We start from the raw sequence: 19,565 nt of genomic DNA, 5'->3' as shown, positions 1-19,565 counted from the left end.
GGAACCACGTCCATGCCCGGCCAGACCTGGTGGCGCACCGCCGCCATCTACCAGATCTACCTGCGCAGCTTCGCCGACGGCAACGGAGACGGGGTCGGTGACCTCGCCGGCCTCCGGTCGCGGCTGCCGTACCTGCGGGACCTGGGCGTCGACGCGCTCTGGCTGACGCCGTGGAACGTCTCCCCGATGGCCGACGGCGGGTATGACGTGGCGGACTACCGCGACATCGACCCGCTGTTCGGCACCCTCGCCGACGCCGAGGACTTCCTCGCCGAGGCGCACGGGTTCGGCCTGAAGGTGCTCGTCGACCTGGTGCCGAACCACTGCTCCGACCAGCACCCGTGGTTCCGGGCGGCGCTCGCCGCGCCGCCCGGCGACCCGGCCCGCGACCGCTTCTGGTTCGCCGAGGGCCGCGGCCCGGGCGGTGATTCGCCCCCGAACGACTGGCGCTCCTACTTCGGCGGCCCGGCCTGGACCCGGGTCGCCGACGGCCAGTGGTACCTGCACATGTTCGCACCGCAGCAGCCGGAGCTGAACTGGGAGCACGCGGGTGTGCGGGCCGAGTTCGAGGACGTGCTGCGGTTCTGGTTCGACCGCGGCGTCGACGGCTTCCGCATCGACGTCGCCCACGGCCTCATGAAGACACCGGGCCTGCCGGACGTCGGCGCCGACCCGGACCCGGCCGACCTGCCCTACCAGGACCACGCGGGCGTCCACGAGATCTACCGCGCGTGGCGCCGCATCGCCGACGGCTACCCGGACCCGCGGGTCTTCGTGGGCGAGGTGTGGCTGCCGACGACGGCCCAGTTCGTGCGCTACCTGCGCCCGGACGAGCTGCACTCGGCGTTCAACTTCGACTTCCTGTGCTGCGCCTGGGAGCCCAACGCGATCCGCAAGACGATCGACGACACGGTCGCCACGCACCACCTGGTCGGCGCCCCGCCGACGTGGGTCCTGTCCAACCACGACACGATCCGCCACGTCACCCGCTACGGCCGCGAGGACACGACGTTCGACCTCGGCAACCGCCGCCACGGCGCGTTCACGGACCCGGTCCTGGGCCGCCGCCGGGCCCGGGCGGCCGCGCTGCTCACCTTGGCGCTACCGGGCGGCGTCTACGTGTATCAGGGCGACGAGCTGGGCCTGGCCGAGGTCGAGGACATCCCGCTCGAGCGGATCCAGGACCCGACGTGGGAGCGTTCCGAACACACCGACCGCGGCCGCGACGGCTGCCGCGTCCCCCTCCCGTGGTCCGGCGCGGAGCCCCCGTTCGGCTTCTCCCCGCCGGGCTCCACGGCGCCGTGGCTGCCGCAGCCCCGATCGTGGACGACCCTGACGGTCGAGGCGCAGGAGACAAACCCCAGCTCCATGCTGCCCTTGTACCGCCAGGCCCTCACACTGCGCCGCGAGCACCTCACGAACCTGCCGGAGGACCCCACCTGGCTCGCCGGCGACGACGGGGTCCTCGCCTTCCGCCGCGGCGACACCTTCGCCTGCGTCGTGAACTTCACCGCCACCCCGGCCCGCCTCCCGGACCACGAGGCCGTCCTGCTCACCAGCGAGCCGCTCACCGGTGGCCTGCTCCCACCCGAGGCCGCCGCCTGGCTGCGCCTGTAGCCGGTCGGTCACCGCCTGGCTACGCCTGTAGCCGGTCGGCCACCGCCCGCAGCACGTCGATGACGTCGCCGTCGGCGGGCTGGACCTGCACGCAGACGTGGTCGGCCCCCGCCTCGAGGTGGGCCCGCACCGCCCCCGCGAGCACCTCCGGCCCGCCGTGGGCGATGATCCCGTCGACGAGCGCGTCACTCCCGTCGCCGGCCACGTCCTCGGCGGTGAACCCGGCCCGGCGCATATTGGTGGTGTAGTTCGCCATGCCCAGGTATCGCCCGAGAAACCCGCGAGCCGCCTACTCCAACATCCTGGCATCAGGCGAGCGAGCACACGTCCTGGCTGCACCGACTGCAGGCGTCGAACTGGAACTGCTCAGCAGTGGCGTAGCGCCAGACCCGTGTGCAGTCGTCGCAGTGGGCGGGCTCGATGACCCGGCCGACGGCCACGACGCCGACCGCACGTGCGCCGGCCCGCCGCAGTGCCGATGCCGCGCTCTGCGTCCGTGCGCCGCTGGTGAAGGTGTCCTCGACGAGCAGCACGTCCTCGCCCGCCAAGTCGTCACGGCTGACGAAGCCCTGGTCAGTAGCTCGGAGCCGCTGGATCGGCACGCCGCCGAGCATGAGCGGGTCGCGGTACAGCGGTCGGAGAATGCCGACCCGGCGGACGGCCTCGACGAGCGGGTGCAGTCCCGGTCGGCCGCTGGTGCTCGGGACCGTGGTCACCAGGGTCGGCTCACCACCGACCAGGCCCGAGATGCACGACCAGTGATTGTTGACGAACCGCCCGATGGTGGCCGCGAGAACGGTGCCCAATTGCAGCCTGACCTGTGGGTGGCGACCGTCCTTGTAGTTGCGTAGCACGTTCCACAGCTGATCTGGCACCTCATAGAACGAGATGGGCAGGATCTGCGCCGCCGGGAACGCCACCTGGCGGGTCGTCACTTTGCAGCTGTAACACATGGCGTCGGTCGGCCTGGCCCCGCGTAGGCATACCAGGCAGATGCCCGCGCCTCGTGGCGGGACTCGGCGGAAGGCGGCGAGGTACGGATTGGTGAAGTACTCGGCCGGGGTCATGCCTCATCCGTGAGGTCCGGTGTTGCCGGGGGCGGTCTAGAAGTTCAGTGAGAGTTGCTCCGGTGGCGAGGCGAGCTTCACCAGCGCGTCCAGCACGTCGTCGAGCCGGCGCACGGTCGAGACCCCGGGCCGCTTGGCGTAGCGCTGTGCCCACTCCTGGGACTCGACGAGCGACTCGAGCAGAAACAGGCGTTTGCCGTGCTCCAGGGCGAGCCGTGCCTGCATCTTCGCGCCGCTGGTCGGGGACGCCTCGACGACGACGGTGCCCATGGCCATGCCGCTCATCACAATGTTGCGCATGGGGAAGTGCATCTGCCGGGGCGGCGCGTCGGGCCAGAACTGCGACACCAGGGCGCCGTTGGCCGAGATCTGCTCGGCCAGGCCTCGATTTTCCCGAGGGTAGACAGGCGCCAGGATGCCGTGGCCGACCACGGCGACCGTGCGGCCCTGCTCGGCCTCGATCGCGGCCGAGTGGGCGGCGGTGTCGATGCCACGTGCGAGGCCCGACAGCACTGTGACGCCCTGGCCGGCGAGGTCGCGGGCGATCCGCGCCGATCGCCTCAAGCCGTCCGGTGACGCGGCGCGGGTGCCGACCACGGCGATGGCGCGGAAGTCGCGCTCGACGAGCGTGCCCCGGACCCAGATGAACGGGGGCTTGTTGTAGATCATGTGAAGGTTGGCCGGGTAGCCGGGATCGAGGACCGTGTGCAGGGTGACGCCTTTGGCTGATGCCTGCTCTATCATCTCCTGGGCCCAGCTCAGGTCCGACGGGTCGATGCGGGGCAGCAACGCTTTCGCGTATTCCTGGTTGGCGGCGGCCAGTGCCGTCGAGTGCCCGTCGAGCAGCGCAACCGCGCTGCCCGCCTCGGAGATCACGGCCGCCGTCCGGAACCACTCGCCGGGGGATGCCTTCGTGAGCGCAAGCACGGCGGCCTGCTCCAAGGCCGAGTCGCTCAAGCCAGCCCCCTTCGAACGTGCGTACGATCATCCTAGTCATCTCGCCGCCCAGTACGGTAGCGCCACGCGGCTGGTGCTTGGACAACCACTCCTCTATCGTTTTGGAGAGGTCTCCGTTACGTGGTGGGGAGTGTTGTGGTTCGGGCGGACGCGCGGGAGAACCGGGCTCGCATCCTGGCGGCGGCGCGGGAGGCGTTCGCCGAGGACGGGGATGCGTCGATGAATCAGGTCGCACAGCGGGCCGGGGTGGGGCCGGGGACGCTCTACCGCAACTACCCGTCGCGGGAAGCGCTCATCCTCGACATCTACCAGGACGAGGTCGGGCGGCTCATCGGGGCGGTGCCGGAGCTGCTGGCGGCGCACGCGCCGCGGGAGGCGCTGCGGCGGTGGACGTCGGACCTGGTCGGCGCCATGCGGACCAAGCACGCGTTCGGGGCGGCGCTCAGCCCGGACGCGCACAAGTCGATCACCGCGCAGACCTACGGGCCGGTGATCGCGGCGATCACCGAGCTGCTCGACGCCGGCAAGGGTGACGGCAGCATTCGCGCCGACGCCGAGCCGGGGGACTTCCTGCAGCTCACCGGGGCCCTCTGGCGGGCCGCGCCGGAGCGGTCGCAGCCGATGCTGGCTTTGATCCTCGACGGGCTGGGCGTCCATCCGAGTGGAGAGGTCTCCGGTTGACCGTTGACGAAGTGGAGGGGTCTCCACTACCGGCAACGGAGTGGGTGGCGAGAAACTTGCGGTCCGTGGCTTTCCAGCCACTTCCGCCGCGGTAAGGACCCATGTGAGGCTGCACCTGTGACAGGGACTCACCGGGTCGTGGTGCTCGTGCTCGACGGGGCCAAGCCGCTCGACGTGGGTATCCCGGCGCAGGTGTTCACCGGCCGCCCGGGGATGCCCTACGCGGTGCACGTCTGCGGCGCGGCGCCCGGGCTCGTCGCCGGCGGGGACGGCCTGGCCTATCACGTGGCCGAGGGCCTCGAGGCATTCGACGCCGCCGACACGATCTTCATCCCGGGGTACCGCAACCCCGACCGCGACGACCCGCCCGCCGAAGTGGTCCGGGCGCTGCGGCGGGCTCACCGGCGCGGTGTGCGCCTGGCCGCCATCTCGACCGGCGCGTTCGCCCTCGCCGCGACCGGGCTCCTGGATGGGAAAAGAGCCACCACGCACTGGCACTACACGCACCAGCTGGCCCGCAAGCATCCCGAGATCCTCGTCGACGAGGACGTCCTGTTCGTCGACGAGGGGGCGGTGCTCACAAGCGCCGGCGCGGCCAGCGGGATCGACCTCTGCCTGCACCTCGTGCGCCGCGACCACGGCGTCGCGCTGGCCAACGTGGTCGCCCGGCGGCTCGTCGCGGCGCCCTACCGCAGCGGGGGACAGGTGCAGTACATCCCGCGCAGCGTGCCCGAGGCGGTCGGTGAGCACTTCGCGGCCACCCGGCAGTGGGCCCTGGAACGGCTCGGGGAGCCGCTCGGGCTCGGCGACCTGGCCCGCAACGCCAACGTCAGCGAGCGGACCCTGTCGCGGCGGTTCGTCGAGGAGACCGGGTACACGCCGACGCAGTGGATCCTGCGGGCCCGCGTCGACCGGGCCCGGGAACTGCTCGAACGCAGCGCGCTGAGCGTGGAGCAGATCGCGGCCCGGGTCGGGCTCGGCACCGGGTCGAACCTGCGGCTGCACTTCCAGCGGATCCTCGGCACGTCGCCGAGCGAGTACCGCAAGACGTTCGCCCGGCCGGATGGCGTGATGCTTGCGGATGCTGGCGAGACCACAGCTGTCGCGTAACTCCGCAAAACCCCACGATTGACGCATGACCACACGAATCGCCATCAATGGTTTCGGCCGCATCGGTCGGGGCGTCCTGCGATCCCTGATCGAACGGGGCAGCCCCCTCGAGGTCGTCGCCGTCAACGATCTGGCGCCGGCGCCGGCCCTCGCGCAGCTGCTGAAGTACGACACCACCATGGGCCGGCTCAACAAGACGGTGGAGACGGCCGGCGACACGATCACGATCGACCGGCGTGCGATCCAGGTTCTCGCCGAGCGGGAGCCCAAGGCGCTGCCGTGGGAGGAGCTCGGCGTCGACATCGTCCTGGAGTCGACCGGGCGGTTCACGGCGGCCGACGCGGCCCGCGGGCACCTCGACGCCGGCGCCCGGCGGGTGCTGGTGAGCGCGCCCTCGGCCGGGGCCGACGTCACGCTCGCCTATGGGGTCAACAGCGAGCAGTACGACCCGCGCAATCACACGATCGTGTCGAACGCCTCCTGCACCACGAACGCCCTGGCCCCGCTGGCCGCCGTCCTCGACGACCTGGCCGGGATCGAGCACGGGTTCATGACCACCGTGCACGCCTACACCCAGGAGCAGAACCTGCAGGACGGCCCGCACCGCGACCTGCGCCGGGCCCGGGCCGCGGGCGTCAACATCGTCCCCACCACGACCGGGGCGGCGAAGGCGATCGGCCTGGTCCTGCCGCAGCTGGACGGGAAGCTGTCCGGAGACTCGATCCGGGTCCCGGTGCCGGTCGGCTCGCTCGTGGAGCTCAACGCGTTCGTCGGCCGCGACGTGACGCGGGACGAGGTCCTCAACGCCTACCGCGAGGCGGCCGAAGGGCCATTGCGGGGCATCCTGGTGTACTGCGATGACCCGATCGTCTCCAGCGACATCGTCGGCGACCCGGCGTCGTGCGTCTTCGACTCGGCGCTGACGAGGGCGGACGGCCGCCACGTCAAGGTCGTCGGCTGGTATGACAACGAGTGGGGCTTCGCCAACCGGGTCGTCGACACGCTCGAGCTCATGGCACGGAGCTGAGCAATTGCAAGAACCGTCGTAAAGATCATCATAGGGCGACGGCGGCCGTGGACCCGCGGACGATGAGCTCCGGCTCGAACAGCTCCTCGTCGAGCGGGACCGGCCGCCGCTCGATCTGCGCGATCAGCGAGCCGACCGCGGCCACGCCGATGGCCGCGGTCGGCTGGCGGACGGTGGTCAGCGGCGGGTCCATCATCGGCATGTAGACGGAGTCGTCGAAGCCCACCACCGACAGCTGCTCCGGCACCCGCAGGCCCTGCTTGCGGGCCCCGCGGATGGCGCCGAGGGCCAGGGTGTCGCTGGCGCAGACGACGCCGGTCGCCCCGGCCGCGAGCAGCGGCGCGATCGCGGACTGGCCGCCGGCGATCGAGAACATCGTGTGTGCGACCAGGTCGGCGGGGCCGCCGAGGCGCCGGAACTCGGCCAGCTTGCGGGCCGACGGGACGTGCCCGCCGGGGCCGACGATCAGGCCGATCCGGCGGTGCCCGAGCTCGCGCAGATGCGCCACGGCCAGGTCCACCGCCACGGCGTCGTCCACCGCCACCCGCGGTACCCCCGAATTCTCATCCGCCTCGTTTATCAACACGATCGGCAGTTTGCGCGCCCGCAACGCCTTGACCTGCTCCGGCCCGGCGTCGGCGTAACTGGCGCCGACGAAGACGATCCCGGCCACCTTCCGGGCCAGGAGCATCTCGATGTAGTGCGCCTCCGACACCCCGTCGGCGGTCCGCGTGCACAGGACCGGGATGAGCTGGTGGCGGACCAGGGCGCCGGCCATCGCCTCGGCGTAGGCCGGGAAGATCGGGTTGTGCAGGTCGGGCAGCACCATGCCGACCAGGCTGCCCAGCTCGCGGCGGTGCCGGGTGGGCCGCTGGTAGCCCAGCACGTCGAGGGCGGTCAGCACCGCGTTGCGGGTGTCGGCGCCGATGCCGGGCACGTCGCGCAGGACGCGGCTGACCGTCGCCTCGCTATAGCCCGCGTACTTCGCCACCTCGGAGAGCCTGGTCGCCATCGCGTCACTGTACCCGGAAAGAACCGTCGCTGGTCCCGCAAGAACTTGCGCGTTTTGCCGATGATCGCCCGGGTACCGGCGACGCCATGCGACTGCGGCGAAGTCACCTGGCCAAACCCGGTCTCGGCCGGCGCGGGTCCGGTCGCGGCTTCACCTACCTGGACACCGACGGCCGGCCGCTGCGGGACACCGAGGCCGTCGAGCGGATCAAGGCCCTCGTCATCCCGCCGGCCTGGAAGGACGTCTGGATCAGCCCGGACGAGCGCGGCCACATCCAGGCCGTCGGCACCGACGCGGCCGGTCGCCGGCAGTACCTTTACCACCCGCAGTGGCGCGAGCAGCAGGACAAGGCCAAGTTCGACCACGTCCTCGAGATCGCCGAGCGGCTGCCGGGGATGCGCGACCGCCTGCGCCACGACCTCACCCACGGCCGCGGCCTGAGCCGGGACCGGGTCCTGGCCGCCATCGCCGGCCTGCTCGACCTGGGCATGTTCCGCGTCGGCGGGGCGGCGTCGGCCAACCGCGAGGAGGACCCGTCCTACGGGCTGTCCACGCTGCGCCCGGACCACGTGCGCTGCACCGGCGGCTGCGTGCTGCTGGAGTTCACCGGCAAGTCCGGAGTCGAGCACGCCTCCGGGGTCGACGACGGCGAGATCTGCGCCGTGCTGCGCGAGCTGCGCAAGCGCCGGCGGGGTATGGACCGGCTGTTCGCCTACTGGGACGGGGCGGCCAAGCGCTGGCACGAGGTGACGGCGGGGGAGATCAACGAGTACCTCCGGGAGGTCTCCGGCGAGCAGATGTCGGCCAAGGACTTCCGGACCTGGCACGGCACCGTCACCGCGGCCCTGGCCCTCGACGAGGCCGGGCCCCAGCCGAACAAGACCCGGCAGAAGAAGGCGGTCGCCGGGGCCATGAAGAAGGTCGCGGAGAAGCTCGGCAACACCCCGGCCGTCGCCCGCGCGTCATACGTGGACCCGCGGATCGTGGAGGCCTACGAGGAGGGGGAGACGGCGGGCAGCGAGCACGAGGTCCGGGAGCTGTTGGACTCGGCGTGACCCCGGCGTGGTCCAATCGGAGTATGCCGGAGACCCGATCGAGTCTGGACCCCGCGCGCCTGACGGTCGCGGTCGAGCGCGTCTTCAGCGTGCTGCGGCAGGGCAACCCGCCCAACGACATCAGCCTGACGGCCGCGTCGACCATCTGGCGGCTGCAGCGGGAGGGCCCGCGCAAGCTCACCGACCTGGCCGCGGCCGAGGGCGTCACCCAGCCCGCGATGACCCAGCTCGTCCAGCGCCTGGAGCGCGAGGGCCTGGCCCGGCGGGCGGCCGACCCGGGCGACCGGCGGGTCGTGCTCGTCGAGGTCACCCAATCGGGTATCGACCTGCTGCGGCGCCGCCGGGAGGTGCGGGCCGAGCACCTGGCCACGCTCCTGCGGGACGTGAGCGCGGAGGACGAGGCCCTGCTGGCCGCCGCCCTCCCGGCCCTGGAACGCCTGGCCGAGGACCGCCGGTAACGCGGACGTTTGCCGGGAGCCGGGGCGGACAGTGGCATTGGTATGCCCGAGACCACCGTCGTGATCGCCACCCGCAACCGCCGCGCCGGCCTCGAGCGCACGCTGCGGGCCCTGCCGCCCGGCGCCCCGGTCGTCGTGGCCGACAACGGCTCCACCGACGGCACCCCGGCCATGGTGGCCGCCCGCTTCCCGCGCGCCCGGGTCCTCGCCCTCGGCCGCAACCGCGGTGCCGTGGCCCGCAACTACGGCGCGGCGGCGGCCCGGACCCCGTATGTCGCGTTCGCCGACGACGACTCCTGGTGGGCGCCCGACGCGTTCGACCGGGCGGCCGCGCACTTCGCCGCCGCGCCCCGCCTCGCCCTCATCGCCGGCCGGACCCTGGTCGGGCCGGACGAGCGGCTGGACGCGGTGGCGGCGGACATGGCCACCGCCCCGCTCGGCACCCCCGCCGACCTGCCCGGCCCGGCGGTGCTGGGGTTCCTGGCCTGCGCGGCGATCGTGCGCCGGTCGGCGTTCCTGGACTGCGGCGGCTTCGACCCCGTCGTGTTCTTCATGGGCGAGGAGACGCGGGTCGCGCTCGACCTGCGCACCGCCGGCCGCGGTCTGGCCTACTGCGACGACGTCGTCGCCCACCACCATCCGGACCCAGGCGGCAACGGCCGGGCCGTCAAGCGGGCCCTGGCCGCGCGCAACCGGGCGCTGACCGCCTGGATGCGCCGGCCCCTCGCCGTCGCCGTGGCCGAGACGCGCGTCGTCCTGCGGGCGGCCCGCGCCGACCCCGTCAGCCGCCGGGCCGCCGTCCAGCTGGCGGCCCGGCTGCCCGCCGCCCTGCGCCGCCGCCGTCAGGTGCCGGCCGACGTCGAGGCCGAGTTCGCCGCCCTCACCACCCCCGGTGCCAGGTCGACGGTCTCGCCGCGCAGGATCGGCGTCACCACCCCGTCCATGCGGGCCGTGACACCGGGCTGGAGGAAGTTCGACAGCGGGTCGCGGAACACGCCGTAGTCGTCGTAGTGGATCGGGATGATCCGCTCCGGCCGCACCAGGTTCGCCAGGCGCACCCCGTCCCGCGCGTCCATGGTGACGAGGAGCCCGAGGACGCGGGTGCCGCCCAGGTGCACGAGCATCGTGTCGACGTCCGGGAAGCGGCGGGGGATGTCGCCCAGGACCCTCCGGTTGAACCGGGTGTCGCCGCTGATGTACAGCCGCAGCCGCCGGACCCCGTCGACCTCCCAGTCGAGGATCGACCCCATCGTGGCCGGCAGTGCCAGATGCGGCCCCGTCGGCCCGTGCCGCGCCGGCACCGAGGTCACCCGCAGGGTTTCGTTGGCGTGTCGCAGTACCACATCGTCCCAGGCCGGTAATCCGACGGCCGCGTCGAAGTGCCACTTGCGCAGCCGCCGCGCCGCCGCGACCGTCGTGAGCACGGGCACGTCCCGGGGCAGATGCCGCCGCGCCTCCCGGTCGAAATGGTCGCCGTGCAGGTGCGAGAGCACGATCCCGTCGAGGGGTGGCAGCTCGTCCGGGCCGAGCGCGGGCTCGGTGAGCCGCTTGCTCCACAGCCCATGACCGAGGTATGCCCGCTGCCCGCGGTGCAGGAAGTTCGGGTCGGTGAGCATCGTGAACGCGCCGAGCCGCAGCAGCACGGTCGCGGTACCGATGAAGGTGGCCGAGGTCTCCATGGTGCCGCCCACTACCCCAGTGGCCCGCGTTGTCACGTCTTGACTCGACGTACGGCGTACGTTTAGCCTTCGACGTACACCGTACGTGCTATGCGTCGCTAGGAGCTGGGGATGAAGGCTGCCGTACTGCACGAGGTCGGCGGGGTGCCGCGCTACGAGGACTTTCCCGACCCCGTGCCCGCCGCGGGCGAGGTCGTGGTCAAGGTCAGGGCCGTGGCGGTCGAGAACGTCGACAAGGCGATCGTGGCCGGCACGCACTACACCGCCGCGCGCTACCTGGGGGAGTTGCCGATGATTCCGTGCTTCGACGGGATCGGGGAGCTGCCCGACGGCCGGCTGGTCGGGTTCGGCAACCTGCGCCCGCCCTACGGTGCCCTGGCCGAGCTGGCGGTCGTCCCGGACGGCGGGTTCGCGCCGGTGCCGGACGGCATCGACCCCGAGTTCGCCACGGTGCTCGGCAGCGCGATCACCGGGATGGCGATGCGGACCGCGGGCGGCCTGGCCCCGGGTGAGACGGTGCTCATCCAGGGGGCGACGGGGGTGGCCGGCCGCCTGGCCGTCCAGGTCGCCCGCCTGCTCGGCGCGGGCCGGATCGTCGCCACCGGCCGCGACGACGCGCGGCTGGCCGCACTGGGCGCCGACGCCGTCATCAACACCGCCGTCCCCGACGACGAGCTCGCGGAGGCGTACCTGGCCGCCCGGGGCGACGGCTACGACGTGGTCATGGACTACCTGTGGGGCCGCCCGACCGAGATCCTGCTGCGCGCGCTGACCCCGGACTCGTTCGGCTTCCACAAGCCGACCCGGGTCGTGCAGGCCGGCGAGTCGGCCGGTCCGGCGCTCACCCTGCCGGCCGCGACCCTGCGCACGTCCGGCGTCGAGCTGTTCGGCGCGGCCCGCGGCCTGCGGGAGTCCCTCGGCGAGGTCTACGCCCAGGTGGTGGACTGGGCCCGCTCCGGCGACCTGGTCTTCGCGGTGGAACGGGCCCGGCTCAGCGACATCGAGACGGCCTGGCGGCGCACCGACCTGCACGGGCGCCGCCTCGTCGTGGTGTTTTAACTCCGGTATCCGCTCAGGGCGGCCAGGACGTCCCGGTAGCGGCCCTCGGGGACGGCGTTGCGCAGGAACTTGACGCGCTCGACGAGGATCTGCTCCGCCCGCGGGTCGGCCTCGAGCAGGGCCATGACCTCGTCGAGGTACTCGTCCAGCGGCATCGCGTGCTCGTCCTGCTCCTGGCGCATCAGGGTCGTGCGGGTGGCCGGCGGTACCAGCTCGATGACCTGAACCGCGGTGCCGGCCAGCTGGACCCGCAGGCTCTCCGTGTAGGAGTGGACGGCGGCCTTGGTCGCGTTGTACGTCGGGGTCAGCGGCAGCGGCACGTAGGCCAGGCCGGACGTGACAGTCATGATGGTCGCGGCCGGCCGGGCGGCCAGGCCCGGCAGGAACGCGTTGATCAGCCGGATCGGGCCGAGCAGGTTGACGGTCACGGTCCGCTCGGCGACGTCCAGCGACGCCGGGTCGCGCAGATCCTCGGGCTCCATGATGCCGGCCATCGTGATGAGGGTGTCGAGGTCCGGGTATCGCTGCGCGAGCTCGTCCCGGGCGGCGGCGATCGACGCCGGGTCGGTCGTGTCGACGGCGATCGTGCCGAGGCCGGCGTGCTCGGTGCGGAGCTGTTCGAGCAGCGCGGTGCGGCGGCCGCCGACGATGACGGTGTTGCCGCGGGCGCGCAGGCGCAGGGCCAGCCCGAGGCCGATGCCGGAGGTGGCGCCGGGGATGAAGACGGTGTTGCCGGTGATGTTCACTGGGGTTCCTTCGCTAGAACTGTTGGCTGCCGAGGACGGCGAGGAATTCGAGTTGTTCGCGGGCGTCCGACCCGGGGCGGGGCCGGAAGACGATCAGCCGCTGCCCGGTGGCCGGGCTCAGGACGACATCGCACTGCAGGTCCAACCGGCCGATGTGCGGGTGCCGCAGACGCTTCGGCGCGGAGGTGAGCGCGGCGACGTGCTGCTGCCCCCACAGGTCGCGAAACTCGGCGCTGCGCCCGAGCAGGTCGGCGACGAGACCGTGGGCGAAGCGGTCACCGGCCGGGTGGTGGGCCAGACCGGCGCGCAGGTCGGCCGCATAGGCCCGGCCGATCCGGGGGTACTCGTCCGGCTCGTTGCGCTCCCGTGACGCCGGGTTGGCGAACCACTGCCACGTCGCGTTGGACTCGTAGCCGGGAAGGCCCGTCCACCGGCCGAGGAGGCTCTCGGCGGCCCGGTTCTGCGCCAGGACGGTGAGCAGGTCGTCGGCCACCTGCGCCGGTGTCGTGCCGAGCGCTTCGAGGAGGTACAGCATCGCCGGGTCGACCTGCGCCGCCCGCGTCGGCGGCGGCTGCTGCCCGGCCAGCCGGAACAGGTAGTCCCGCTCGTCCCCGCTGAGGCCGAGGGCCCGCACCAGGCTGGTCAGCGCGGCCGGGGACGGGCTGCGGACCCGGCCCTGCTCCAGCCGCGAGTAGTAGTCCGGCGACAGCGCGGCCAGGACGGCCAGCTCCTCGCGCCGCAGCCCGGGCGTGCGCCGCCGCCCGCCGCCGGGCAGCCCCACGTCCTCGGGTCGCAGCCGTTCCCGCCGCGAGCGCAGAAACTCGCCGAGCGCGTTGTCGTCCATGGCTCCAGCGTCGCTGATGCGCCGGGGTTTGTGCAGGTCACCTTTACCCTAGGTACGCGGGACCCCCTCTAGCGCGGCCGAGGCCCGCAGCCGGTCGGCGAGGGCGGTGATGTGCTCGCGCAGCTCGTCCGGGCGTTCGACGGCGAACGGCCGGTCCAGCGCGGCCAGCAGCCCCGGCAGCCAGTCGAGCCGCTCGACGCGCAGGTCGACCCGCCGCCAGTCGCCGTCGTCGCCGGGCTCGGCGATGGTGGCCAGCCCGGCCGGCAGCCGCGTGCGGATGTGCTCAGCGGTGGCCTCGATCCACACCGTCACCTCGTATCGGTGCGGTGCCTCGGCGAGCCCGCGCAGGACCTTGCCGGCCGGGTCGGCTCCGGGCGGCGGTTCGAAGGTGCCGGGCCGGGTGCGGGCGTCGGCGATGCGGTCGAGCCGGAACGTGCGCTCCTCGCCGATCGCGGGTTCGACGGCGGTCACGTACCAGCGGCCGGCGTGCACGACCAGGCCGTACGGGTGCACGGTGCGGTGGCTGACCCGCCCGTCGCGCCCCGCGTACCGGATCGCGACCGGCCGGTGGTTGTGCACGGCGTCGGCGATGGTCAGCAGGACGGCACCGGCGGGTTCGCGTCCTGTGGCCGTTCCCGCCGCCGGTCCGGCCGGTCCCGTAAAGGTGAGCGATCCGAGCACCGTGTCGAGCCGGCTGGTCAGATGCGCGGGCAGCACCCGCCGGATCTTGGCCAAAGCAGTTTCGGCGGGGGTACTGCCGGCCGTCAGCGGATTCGCCCGCCGAGCCGCGATCAGGCCGAGCACGACCGCCAGGGCCTCGTCGTCAGTGAGCATAAGAGGCGGCATCCGATACCCGGCCCCGAGCCGATACCCGCCGTATCGCCCCCGCACCGACTCGACCGGGATGTCGAGGTCGATGAGGTGCTCGACGTAGCGCCGCACGGTCCGCTCGTCGACCTCGAGCCGCCCGGCCAGCTCGGTCAGCGTCCGCAGCCCGCCGGACTGGAGCAGTTCGAGCAGCATGAGCACCCGCGCCGCCGGTCGAGACATTGCTCCTTTATACCGGGCGGAAACTGTCCAGTATCACGGTTAGCGTCGACGACATGGACTTCATCTCGATCCGCGTGATCACCGCCGACGTCGACCGCATGGCGCGCTTCTACGGGCAGCTGACGAACATCGAGGCCGTCTGGTCGACTCCGGACTTCGCCGAGGTACGCACACCCCGCGCCACGATCGCCATCGCCCACGCCAAGACGCTGCCCGCCCTGACCCCGGGCACGAACAGCTCGGTCATCGTCGAGTTCCTGTCCGCCGAGGTCGACGAGGTCCACGCCCGCCTGACCGCCACGGCGCCGGACGCCGGGCCAACGGTCGTGCAGGAGCCGACGACCATGCCGTGGGGCAATCGCTCCCTCCTCCTGCGCGACCCCGACGGCAACCTGGTCAACGTCTTCACCCCGGTCACCCCGGCCGCGAAAGCGAAGTTCGCCCAGCCCCGGTAGAGCGCATCGCGATGGCGGTGTTGTCGCGGGTGGTGCCGGTCGCGGTGACGACCGTCGCGTCGGACCACGTGAGACACCCCGTCAGGGCAGGTCACCGCGGCCGTAGAGGGAGGTGGTCACCGGGTGGTCGAGGTAGACCCAGCACCGCGCGCTGCGGTCGCCGCCGGTCCAGGTCGCCGCCTCGCCGGTGGGTCGGGACGCGACGGTCACGTGGCGGCGGTCGAGGAGGTCGGCCGGCATCGACGTGTATGTCCGGGCCCGGGCTCGGCACTCGGCGCCGAACGCCACCTCGAGGGCGTCGGCCGTGGCCGGGAACTCGGGCGGGAAGTCGGGTGAGGCGGTCTCGGCGATGCCGACGAACTCCATGTCGTGCGGGTCGGTGCACGGCCGGCGGCGGGTGCCGATGAAGGCGTTGAGCACCACGACGTGGCCGGCGCAGCCGAGCTGCAGGTCCGGGGCCGGGGCCGTGCCGTCCTCGTTGCCGCGCATCGAGCCGCGGCGGTCCGTGACGGGGTCGAGCTCGTCGCCGAGGGCGAGCGCGTCGCAGCGGTACCATCGCGAGCCCTTCTGCCATTGCTCGTGCGACGGTGCGGTCAGCAGCAGGGTGACGTGCAAAGTCCGCCAGTCGGCGCCGAGGTAGCGCACGGCGGTCCGGCCGCACTCGGCGAACTCGCCGCTCAGCTCCGAGCGCTTCGGCGGTGTGCCGCCCCCGGCCAAGGTGGCGCCGATCTCGCCGACGGCGACGGTCTCCAGGCGGTGCGACTCCTCGCAGTCGACGCGAACCGGAGCCTCGCCCGCCCAGCACTGACCGGCCTGCGGAACCGGCTCCGGGCTCGGCGACCGGGGCCGGAAGATGAGCAGCAGACCCACCACGAGGATCGCGGCGAGCAGGATCGCCGCGACCTTGACGGTGGTCGTCAGCAGTCGCGGGAACATCGGCGTCGGGTGCGGGCAGTCATCGGTATGTTGCACTATATGGCCGAGCCGCCAGGCCGCCCGCCCGACGTGGGTGCGCTGTTCGACCGCTACGGGCCCGAGCTGCGGCACTACTGTGCGAGCAGGGTCGGGGCCGGTCTCGCCGAGGACATCGTCGCCGAGACGTTCCTCATCGCCTACCAGCGCCGCGACCGGCTGCTCGACGGGCCGGTCCGGGCGTGGCTCTACGGGATCGCGTCCAACCTGCTGCGCCGCCATCGCCGCACCGAGACCCGGGCGCTGCGGACCCTGGCCCGGACCGGACAGGATCCGCTGGTACCGGACATCGCCGACCGGGCCGTGGACCGCGCCGACGCCTCCGCGGTGAGCCGCGAACTGGCCGCGATCCTCGCCCGCCTCCCGGCCCGGCAGCGTGACGTGCTGCTCCTCTACGCCCTCGCCGACCTCGACTACGACACCATCGCGCGCACGCTCGGCATCCCGCTCGGGTCCGTGCAGTCCGCGCTGTTCCGGGCCCGCGCCAAGCTGCGCACCGCCCTCGCCGGTCATCCGCCGCGCACGGCACCGGCCCGCATCATTGCGAGCGCTGAGGGGGAACTGTGACCATCGACGACGCCGACCTGCGCCGGCTGCGGGCCCTGGCCGGGCCCCGCACCGAGACCACCGCCGACGACCTGGCCCGGCTCCGGCACCGGGTCGTCACCGGCACCGAACCCACCCCCGACACCCGGCCGAGCTGGACCCGGCGGCGATGGGCGGCCCCGGTCGCGGCGGCCGCCGTCGCACTGGCCGTCGTGGCCGGGGTGGCGGTGGCCCTGAACCCGGGCCCGGCCGGGAACCGGCCCGCCGTCGTCGCGTCGGGCACCGCGACGCTGGGCCGGCCGGTGCGCGTGGCCGACGCGTTCGCCGAGCTCGAACGGGCCGCCGCCAGGACCGGGGCGGCCACGGCCGGCCCGACCGACCTGCTGCACATCCACCGGGAGTCGACCCGGCCGGTCTCGCCGGTGCCGCCGTCCGTGTATGTCCCCAGCGACTCCTGGTACGAGGTGCAGGGCATGATCGAGGTCTGGCCGGGCTCCACCGGCGTGTCCAGCTCCTCGAGCGGCGGTCCGGGCCGGATCGCGGTGGAGCGCGCCGAGTTCGCCGCGCACGGACCCTCCGTCTACCAGCCGTCGCCGGAGTGGCTGGCCGGCCTGCCGAGCGACCCGGACGAGCTGGCGTTGGAGCTCCGGCTGAACGAGGACTCCAAGCTCGACCCCGTCACCGCCCGGTGGGGCCGGTTGACGCACCTGCTGGCCTGGACCGACCCGCTGCTGCCACCGGGTGTGCGGGTCGCGCTGCTGCGGCTGCTGGCCCGCACCGGCGCGGAGGTCGTGGCGCAGGAGGTGACGGTCGGGGGGCGGCGGATGCTCGGGCTGCGCAGCGCGGACTCCGCCTTCCCGGTGCTCACGCTGTTCGACCCGGCGACAGCGCACGTGGTGGGAGACATCTACCTGGCGCCGCCCGCGGCCGACGTGCCGCTACCGCCGCTCAGCGGGTCACCGGGGCCGGGTGCCGCACCGCCGTCGCCGCCGGTCTCGATCTCCGCGTCGGACCCCGCCTACGTCATCGACCTGCAGGTCCTGTACTCCTACGAGATCGTGCCGGCCTGACCGGGAGCGGCCCGCGGTGCGGGGACGTCTCGGTGGCGGCCGAGGCGTTCCCGTACCCCCATCGTCAGGCCAGCAGGCTGTCGACGAACGCCCGCAGGCCCTCCGGGTAGATGTCGCGGGCCGCGAGGCGGGGCCAGGCGTCGCCGATCGCGGCCAGGTGCGGGGTGCCGGCCGCGGTGAACGGGCCGGTGAACGGCGTGCGGGTGGAGCGGGCGCGGACCAGGACCTCGCCGACGGTGTAGTACCACAGGTGCCGGAACACGTCGACGGACCGCTCCGGGGCGCAGCCGGCGTCGGCCGCGCCGGCGACGATCGCCTCGACCATCCAGAGCGCGCCGTCGCTGAGCCGGGCCACGAACCCGTCGGTGGTGACGACGTCCGCGGCCCACGGCCACGCGGCCAGGGCGTCGCGCATGGCGAGGGCGGCGGCGACGATCCGGTCCCGCGGAACCGCGGGCAGCTGTGGTCGCGGCAGGTCCTCGACGTGCTGATTCAGCAGTTGTACCAGCAGATCCTCGCGGTCGCGCACGTGATGGTAGAGCGTCATCGTCCCGACTCCGGCCTCCGCGGCGAGCCGGCGGATCGTCAGCTTCTCCCACCCGTCCCGGTCGATGAGGCGGCGGGCCGCGGCGAGGATCTCGGCTTTCGACGTCCGCGGTGGCCGCCCGGTGCGCACGGCCGGCGGGTTGCTGTCTGACACCTCCCCAGGCTACCTTTTGGTACATGTACGAAAACTCCTCGCCGCGACCCGGGCTGACGCTCGCCACGGTCGCCGTCGTACAGTTCCTGGTCTCGCTCGACCTGTCCGTGGTCAACGTCGGGCTGCCGCAGATGGCGGCCGGCCTGGGCTTCAGCGCGCTCGGTGTGACGTGGGTGATCCACGCGTACGCGCTCACGTTCGGCGGCCTGCTCCTGCTCGGCGGGAAGGCCGCGGACCGGTACGGCCGCCGGCGCCTCCTGCTCCTCGGCCTGGCCCTGTTCGGCGTGGCCTCGCTGCTCGGCGGCTTCGCGCAGTCGCCCGGCCACCTGGTCGCCGCCCGCGCCGCCCAGGGTGTCGGCGCCGCGATGCTGGCCCCGGCCGCCCTGGCCCTGCTGACCTCGACGTTCCCGGCCGGCCCGGCCCGGGTCCGGGCGTTCGGGGTCTGGGCCGCGATGAACGCGGCCGGCGGCGCGCTCGGCGTCCTGGCCGGCGGGCTGCTGACCGAGTACGCGAGCTGGCGCTGGGTCATGTTCGCCAACGTGCCGATGGCCGCCGCCGCCCTGGCGATGGCCTATTACGGGATTGCCGAATTGCCGGTAATCCGGTCAGGCCGCCCGGACGTCCTGGGCGCGCTCCTGGCCACCGCCGGGATGACCACGCTGGTCTTCGGCATCGTGCGCACCGACCGCCACCCGTGGACGTCCGCGGCCACGCTGACCACCCTGGTGATCGCGCTGATCCTGCTGGCCGCGTTCGTCGTGGTCGAGCGCACCACCCGCCGCGAGCCGCTGCTGCGCCTCGGCCTGCTCACGAACCGTGCGGTGGCGGGCGCCAACATCTTCAACCTGCTGGTCGGCGCGGCGATGGCGTCGGCGTTCTACTTCGCCTCGCTGTACCTGCAGCGGGTCCTCGGCACCGGCCCGGCCCTGACCGGCGTGCAGTTCCTGCCGTTCGCCCTGGGCGTGATCGTGGGCGCGGTCCTGGCCATCCGCCTCGGCTACCGCTTCCCCCCGCGCACCCTGCTGATCCTGGGCGGCCTGGTCACCGCGGCCGGCTTCGCCTGGTTCGGCCGGATCAGCGCCGGCGGCTCGTTCACGACCGACATCCTCGGCCCGTCGATCGTCGCGAGCGTCGGCTTCGGCCTGTGCCTGGGCCCGGTGGTCTCGATCGCCACCCACGGCGTGGCCGCCCACGAGACCGGCACCGCGTCGGGCCTGCTCAACAGCTCCCGCCAGATCGGCGCCTCCCTGGGCCTGGCCGCGCTGGGCACCGCCGCCGGTCACCGCACCGGCACCGCGACGACGACGGCGGCGGTGAACGACGGCTATGCCCTCGGCCTGACCCTGGGCGCCGCGCTGCTACTGACCGCGGTCCTGGTGGCGACGCTGATCCTGCGCCGCACGGCCGCGACGGCCGCGACCGCGGCGACACCGGAGCCGGCGGCCGTCACCTCCTAGCCT

At 73.1% G+C, this 19,565-nt stretch carries 21 protein-coding genes and 1 pseudogene; 12 read left to right on the top strand and 10 right to left on the bottom strand.

Annotation, left to right across the window (positions count from 1 at the left end; all coding sequences use genetic code 11):
- Positions 1-12 precede the first annotated feature (12 nt).
- Positions 13-1,617 (top strand): glycoside hydrolase family 13 protein, encoded by a 1,605-nt coding sequence (locus ACIA8L_RS10800; protein WP_395902823.1) that lies wholly within the window; start codon positions 13-15, stop codon positions 1,615-1,617.
- Between the two features lie 19 nt (positions 1,618-1,636).
- Here the strand turns inward: ACIA8L_RS10800 and ACIA8L_RS10795 are convergent, their stop codons facing one another.
- Genes ACIA8L_RS10795 through ACIA8L_RS10785 form a run of 3 tightly spaced genes read right to left on the bottom strand, consistent with a single transcriptional unit; the run spans position 1,637 to position 3,626 of the window.
- Positions 1,637-1,873: a hypothetical protein gene (locus ACIA8L_RS10795; RefSeq protein WP_395902822.1), complete on the bottom strand. Its 237-nt coding sequence runs from the start codon at positions 1,871-1,873 to the stop codon at positions 1,637-1,639.
- 52 nt (positions 1,874-1,925) lie between these two features.
- The gene (locus ACIA8L_RS10790; RefSeq protein ID WP_395902820.1) at positions 1,926-2,684 is read right to left on the bottom strand and encodes a hypothetical protein; all 759 of its coding nucleotides are present in this window, start codon (positions 2,682-2,684) and stop codon (positions 1,926-1,928) included.
- Positions 2,685-2,720: 36 nt separating this feature from the next.
- Positions 2,721-3,626 carry a DNA-processing protein DprA gene (locus ACIA8L_RS10785; protein ID WP_395902818.1) on the bottom strand — a complete coding sequence of 302 codons (906 nt, stop codon included), beginning with the start codon at positions 3,624-3,626 and terminating at the stop codon, positions 2,721-2,723.
- Positions 3,627-3,776: 150 nt separating this feature from the next.
- Here ACIA8L_RS10785 and ACIA8L_RS10780 point away from each other — a divergent pair, with 150 nt between their 5' ends.
- The 3 genes from ACIA8L_RS10780 to gap all read left to right on the top strand — a co-directional run bounded on the left by ACIA8L_RS10780 (position 3,777) and on the right by gap (position 6,459).
- Positions 3,777-4,322 (top strand): TetR/AcrR family transcriptional regulator, encoded by a 546-nt coding sequence (locus tag ACIA8L_RS10780; protein ID WP_395902816.1) that lies wholly within the window; start codon positions 3,777-3,779, stop codon positions 4,320-4,322.
- 117 nt (positions 4,323-4,439) lie between these two features.
- A complete protein-coding gene (locus tag ACIA8L_RS10775; protein ID WP_395902814.1) occupies positions 4,440-5,432 on the top strand; it encodes a GlxA family transcriptional regulator in 993 nt (330 codons plus the stop codon).
- A 25-nt stretch (positions 5,433-5,457) separates the two neighbouring features.
- Positions 5,458-6,459 carry a type I glyceraldehyde-3-phosphate dehydrogenase gene (gap, locus tag ACIA8L_RS10770; protein ID WP_395902812.1) on the top strand — a complete coding sequence of 334 codons (1,002 nt, stop codon included), beginning with the start codon at positions 5,458-5,460 and terminating at the stop codon, positions 6,457-6,459.
- 28 nt (positions 6,460-6,487) lie between these two features.
- Here gap and ACIA8L_RS10765 read toward each other — a convergent pair whose 3' ends face one another.
- On the bottom strand, positions 6,488-7,471 hold the full coding sequence (locus ACIA8L_RS10765; protein WP_395902809.1) for a LacI family DNA-binding transcriptional regulator: 984 nt from the start codon (positions 7,469-7,471) through the stop codon (positions 6,488-6,490).
- 86 nt (positions 7,472-7,557) lie between these two features.
- Between ACIA8L_RS10765 and ACIA8L_RS10760 the strand changes: the two genes are divergently transcribed.
- From ACIA8L_RS10760 to ACIA8L_RS10750, 3 genes and pseudogenes are all read left to right on the top strand, one after another.
- Entirely contained in the window at positions 7,558-8,526 is a 969-nt protein-coding gene (locus tag ACIA8L_RS10760; protein ID WP_395902807.1) for a DNA topoisomerase IB, read from the top strand.
- A 23-nt stretch (positions 8,527-8,549) separates the two neighbouring features.
- Positions 8,550-8,984: a MarR family winged helix-turn-helix transcriptional regulator gene (locus ACIA8L_RS10755; protein ID WP_395902806.1), complete on the top strand. Its 435-nt coding sequence runs from the start codon at positions 8,550-8,552 to the stop codon at positions 8,982-8,984.
- A 42-nt stretch (positions 8,985-9,026) separates the two neighbouring features.
- A pseudogene (locus ACIA8L_RS10750) lies at positions 9,027-9,683 on the top strand (glycosyltransferase family 2 protein); the annotation flags it as partial.
- A gap of 143 nt (positions 9,684-9,826) precedes the next feature.
- Here the strand turns inward: ACIA8L_RS10750 and ACIA8L_RS10745 are convergent.
- Entirely contained in the window at positions 9,827-10,699 is an 873-nt protein-coding gene (locus ACIA8L_RS10745) for an MBL fold metallo-hydrolase (protein ID WP_395902804.1), read from the bottom strand.
- 75 nt (positions 10,700-10,774) lie between these two features.
- On the opposite strand from ACIA8L_RS10745, the gene ACIA8L_RS10740 reads away from it, so the two are divergent.
- Positions 10,775-11,722, top strand: coding sequence for a zinc-binding dehydrogenase (locus ACIA8L_RS10740; protein WP_395902802.1), 948 nt, complete (start codon positions 10,775-10,777; stop codon positions 11,720-11,722).
- On the opposite strand, the gene ACIA8L_RS10735 is transcribed toward ACIA8L_RS10740, so the two are convergent.
- From ACIA8L_RS10735 to ACIA8L_RS10725, 3 genes are read right to left on the bottom strand one after another with little or no spacing between them, the layout of a single operon-like run.
- On the bottom strand, positions 11,719-12,468 hold the full coding sequence (locus tag ACIA8L_RS10735) for an SDR family oxidoreductase (protein WP_395902800.1): 750 nt from the start codon (positions 12,466-12,468) through the stop codon (positions 11,719-11,721). The genes ACIA8L_RS10740 and ACIA8L_RS10735 overlap by 4 nt on opposite strands.
- 13 nt (positions 12,469-12,481) lie before the next feature.
- Complete coding sequence (locus ACIA8L_RS10730; RefSeq protein ID WP_395902798.1) at positions 12,482-13,312, bottom strand: helix-turn-helix transcriptional regulator; 831 nt, start codon at positions 13,310-13,312, stop codon at positions 12,482-12,484.
- Positions 13,313-13,360: 48 nt separating this feature from the next.
- Positions 13,361-14,362, bottom strand: a complete 1,002-nt coding sequence (locus ACIA8L_RS10725) for a helix-turn-helix transcriptional regulator (RefSeq protein ID WP_395902796.1) — start codon at positions 14,360-14,362, stop codon at positions 13,361-13,363.
- Positions 14,363-14,415: 53 nt separating this feature from the next.
- On the opposite strand from ACIA8L_RS10725, the gene ACIA8L_RS10720 reads away from it, so the two are divergent.
- Positions 14,416-14,817, top strand: a complete 402-nt coding sequence (locus ACIA8L_RS10720) for a VOC family protein (RefSeq protein ID WP_395902794.1) — start codon at positions 14,416-14,418, stop codon at positions 14,815-14,817.
- An 81-nt stretch (positions 14,818-14,898) separates the two neighbouring features.
- Here the strand turns inward: ACIA8L_RS10720 and ACIA8L_RS10715 are convergent, their stop codons facing one another.
- Positions 14,899-15,753, bottom strand: coding sequence for a septum formation family protein (locus ACIA8L_RS10715; RefSeq protein ID WP_395902792.1), 855 nt, complete (start codon positions 15,751-15,753; stop codon positions 14,899-14,901).
- 39 nt (positions 15,754-15,792) lie between these two features.
- On the opposite strand from ACIA8L_RS10715, the gene ACIA8L_RS10710 reads away from it, so the two are divergent.
- Both ACIA8L_RS10710 and ACIA8L_RS10705 read left to right on the top strand, forming a co-directional pair.
- On the top strand, positions 15,793-16,356 hold the full coding sequence (locus ACIA8L_RS10710; RefSeq protein WP_395902791.1) for an RNA polymerase sigma factor: 564 nt from the start codon (positions 15,793-15,795) through the stop codon (positions 16,354-16,356).
- The gene (locus ACIA8L_RS10705) at positions 16,353-17,405 is read left to right on the top strand and encodes a hypothetical protein (RefSeq protein WP_395902790.1); all 1,053 of its coding nucleotides are present in this window, start codon (positions 16,353-16,355) and stop codon (positions 17,403-17,405) included. The genes ACIA8L_RS10710 and ACIA8L_RS10705 overlap by 4 nt, the downstream gene beginning before the upstream one ends.
- 64 nt (positions 17,406-17,469) lie before the next feature.
- Here ACIA8L_RS10705 and ACIA8L_RS10700 read toward each other — a convergent pair whose 3' ends face one another.
- A complete protein-coding gene (locus tag ACIA8L_RS10700; protein WP_395902788.1) occupies positions 17,470-18,105 on the bottom strand; it encodes a TetR/AcrR family transcriptional regulator in 636 nt (211 codons plus the stop codon).
- Between the two features lie 23 nt (positions 18,106-18,128).
- On the opposite strand from ACIA8L_RS10700, the gene ACIA8L_RS10695 reads away from it, so the two are divergent.
- A complete protein-coding gene (locus ACIA8L_RS10695; protein WP_395902786.1) occupies positions 18,129-19,562 on the top strand; it encodes an MFS transporter in 1,434 nt (477 codons plus the stop codon).
- The last annotated feature ends 3 nt before the right edge of the window (positions 19,563-19,565 follow it).

The organism is Dactylosporangium sp. NPDC051541 (assembly GCF_044454505.1).
Classification (GTDB): domain Bacteria; phylum Actinomycetota; class Actinomycetes; order Mycobacteriales; family Micromonosporaceae; genus Dactylosporangium.
Note: the sequence above shows the minus strand (reverse complement) of the source record. Positions and strands in the feature narration are given on the sequence as shown.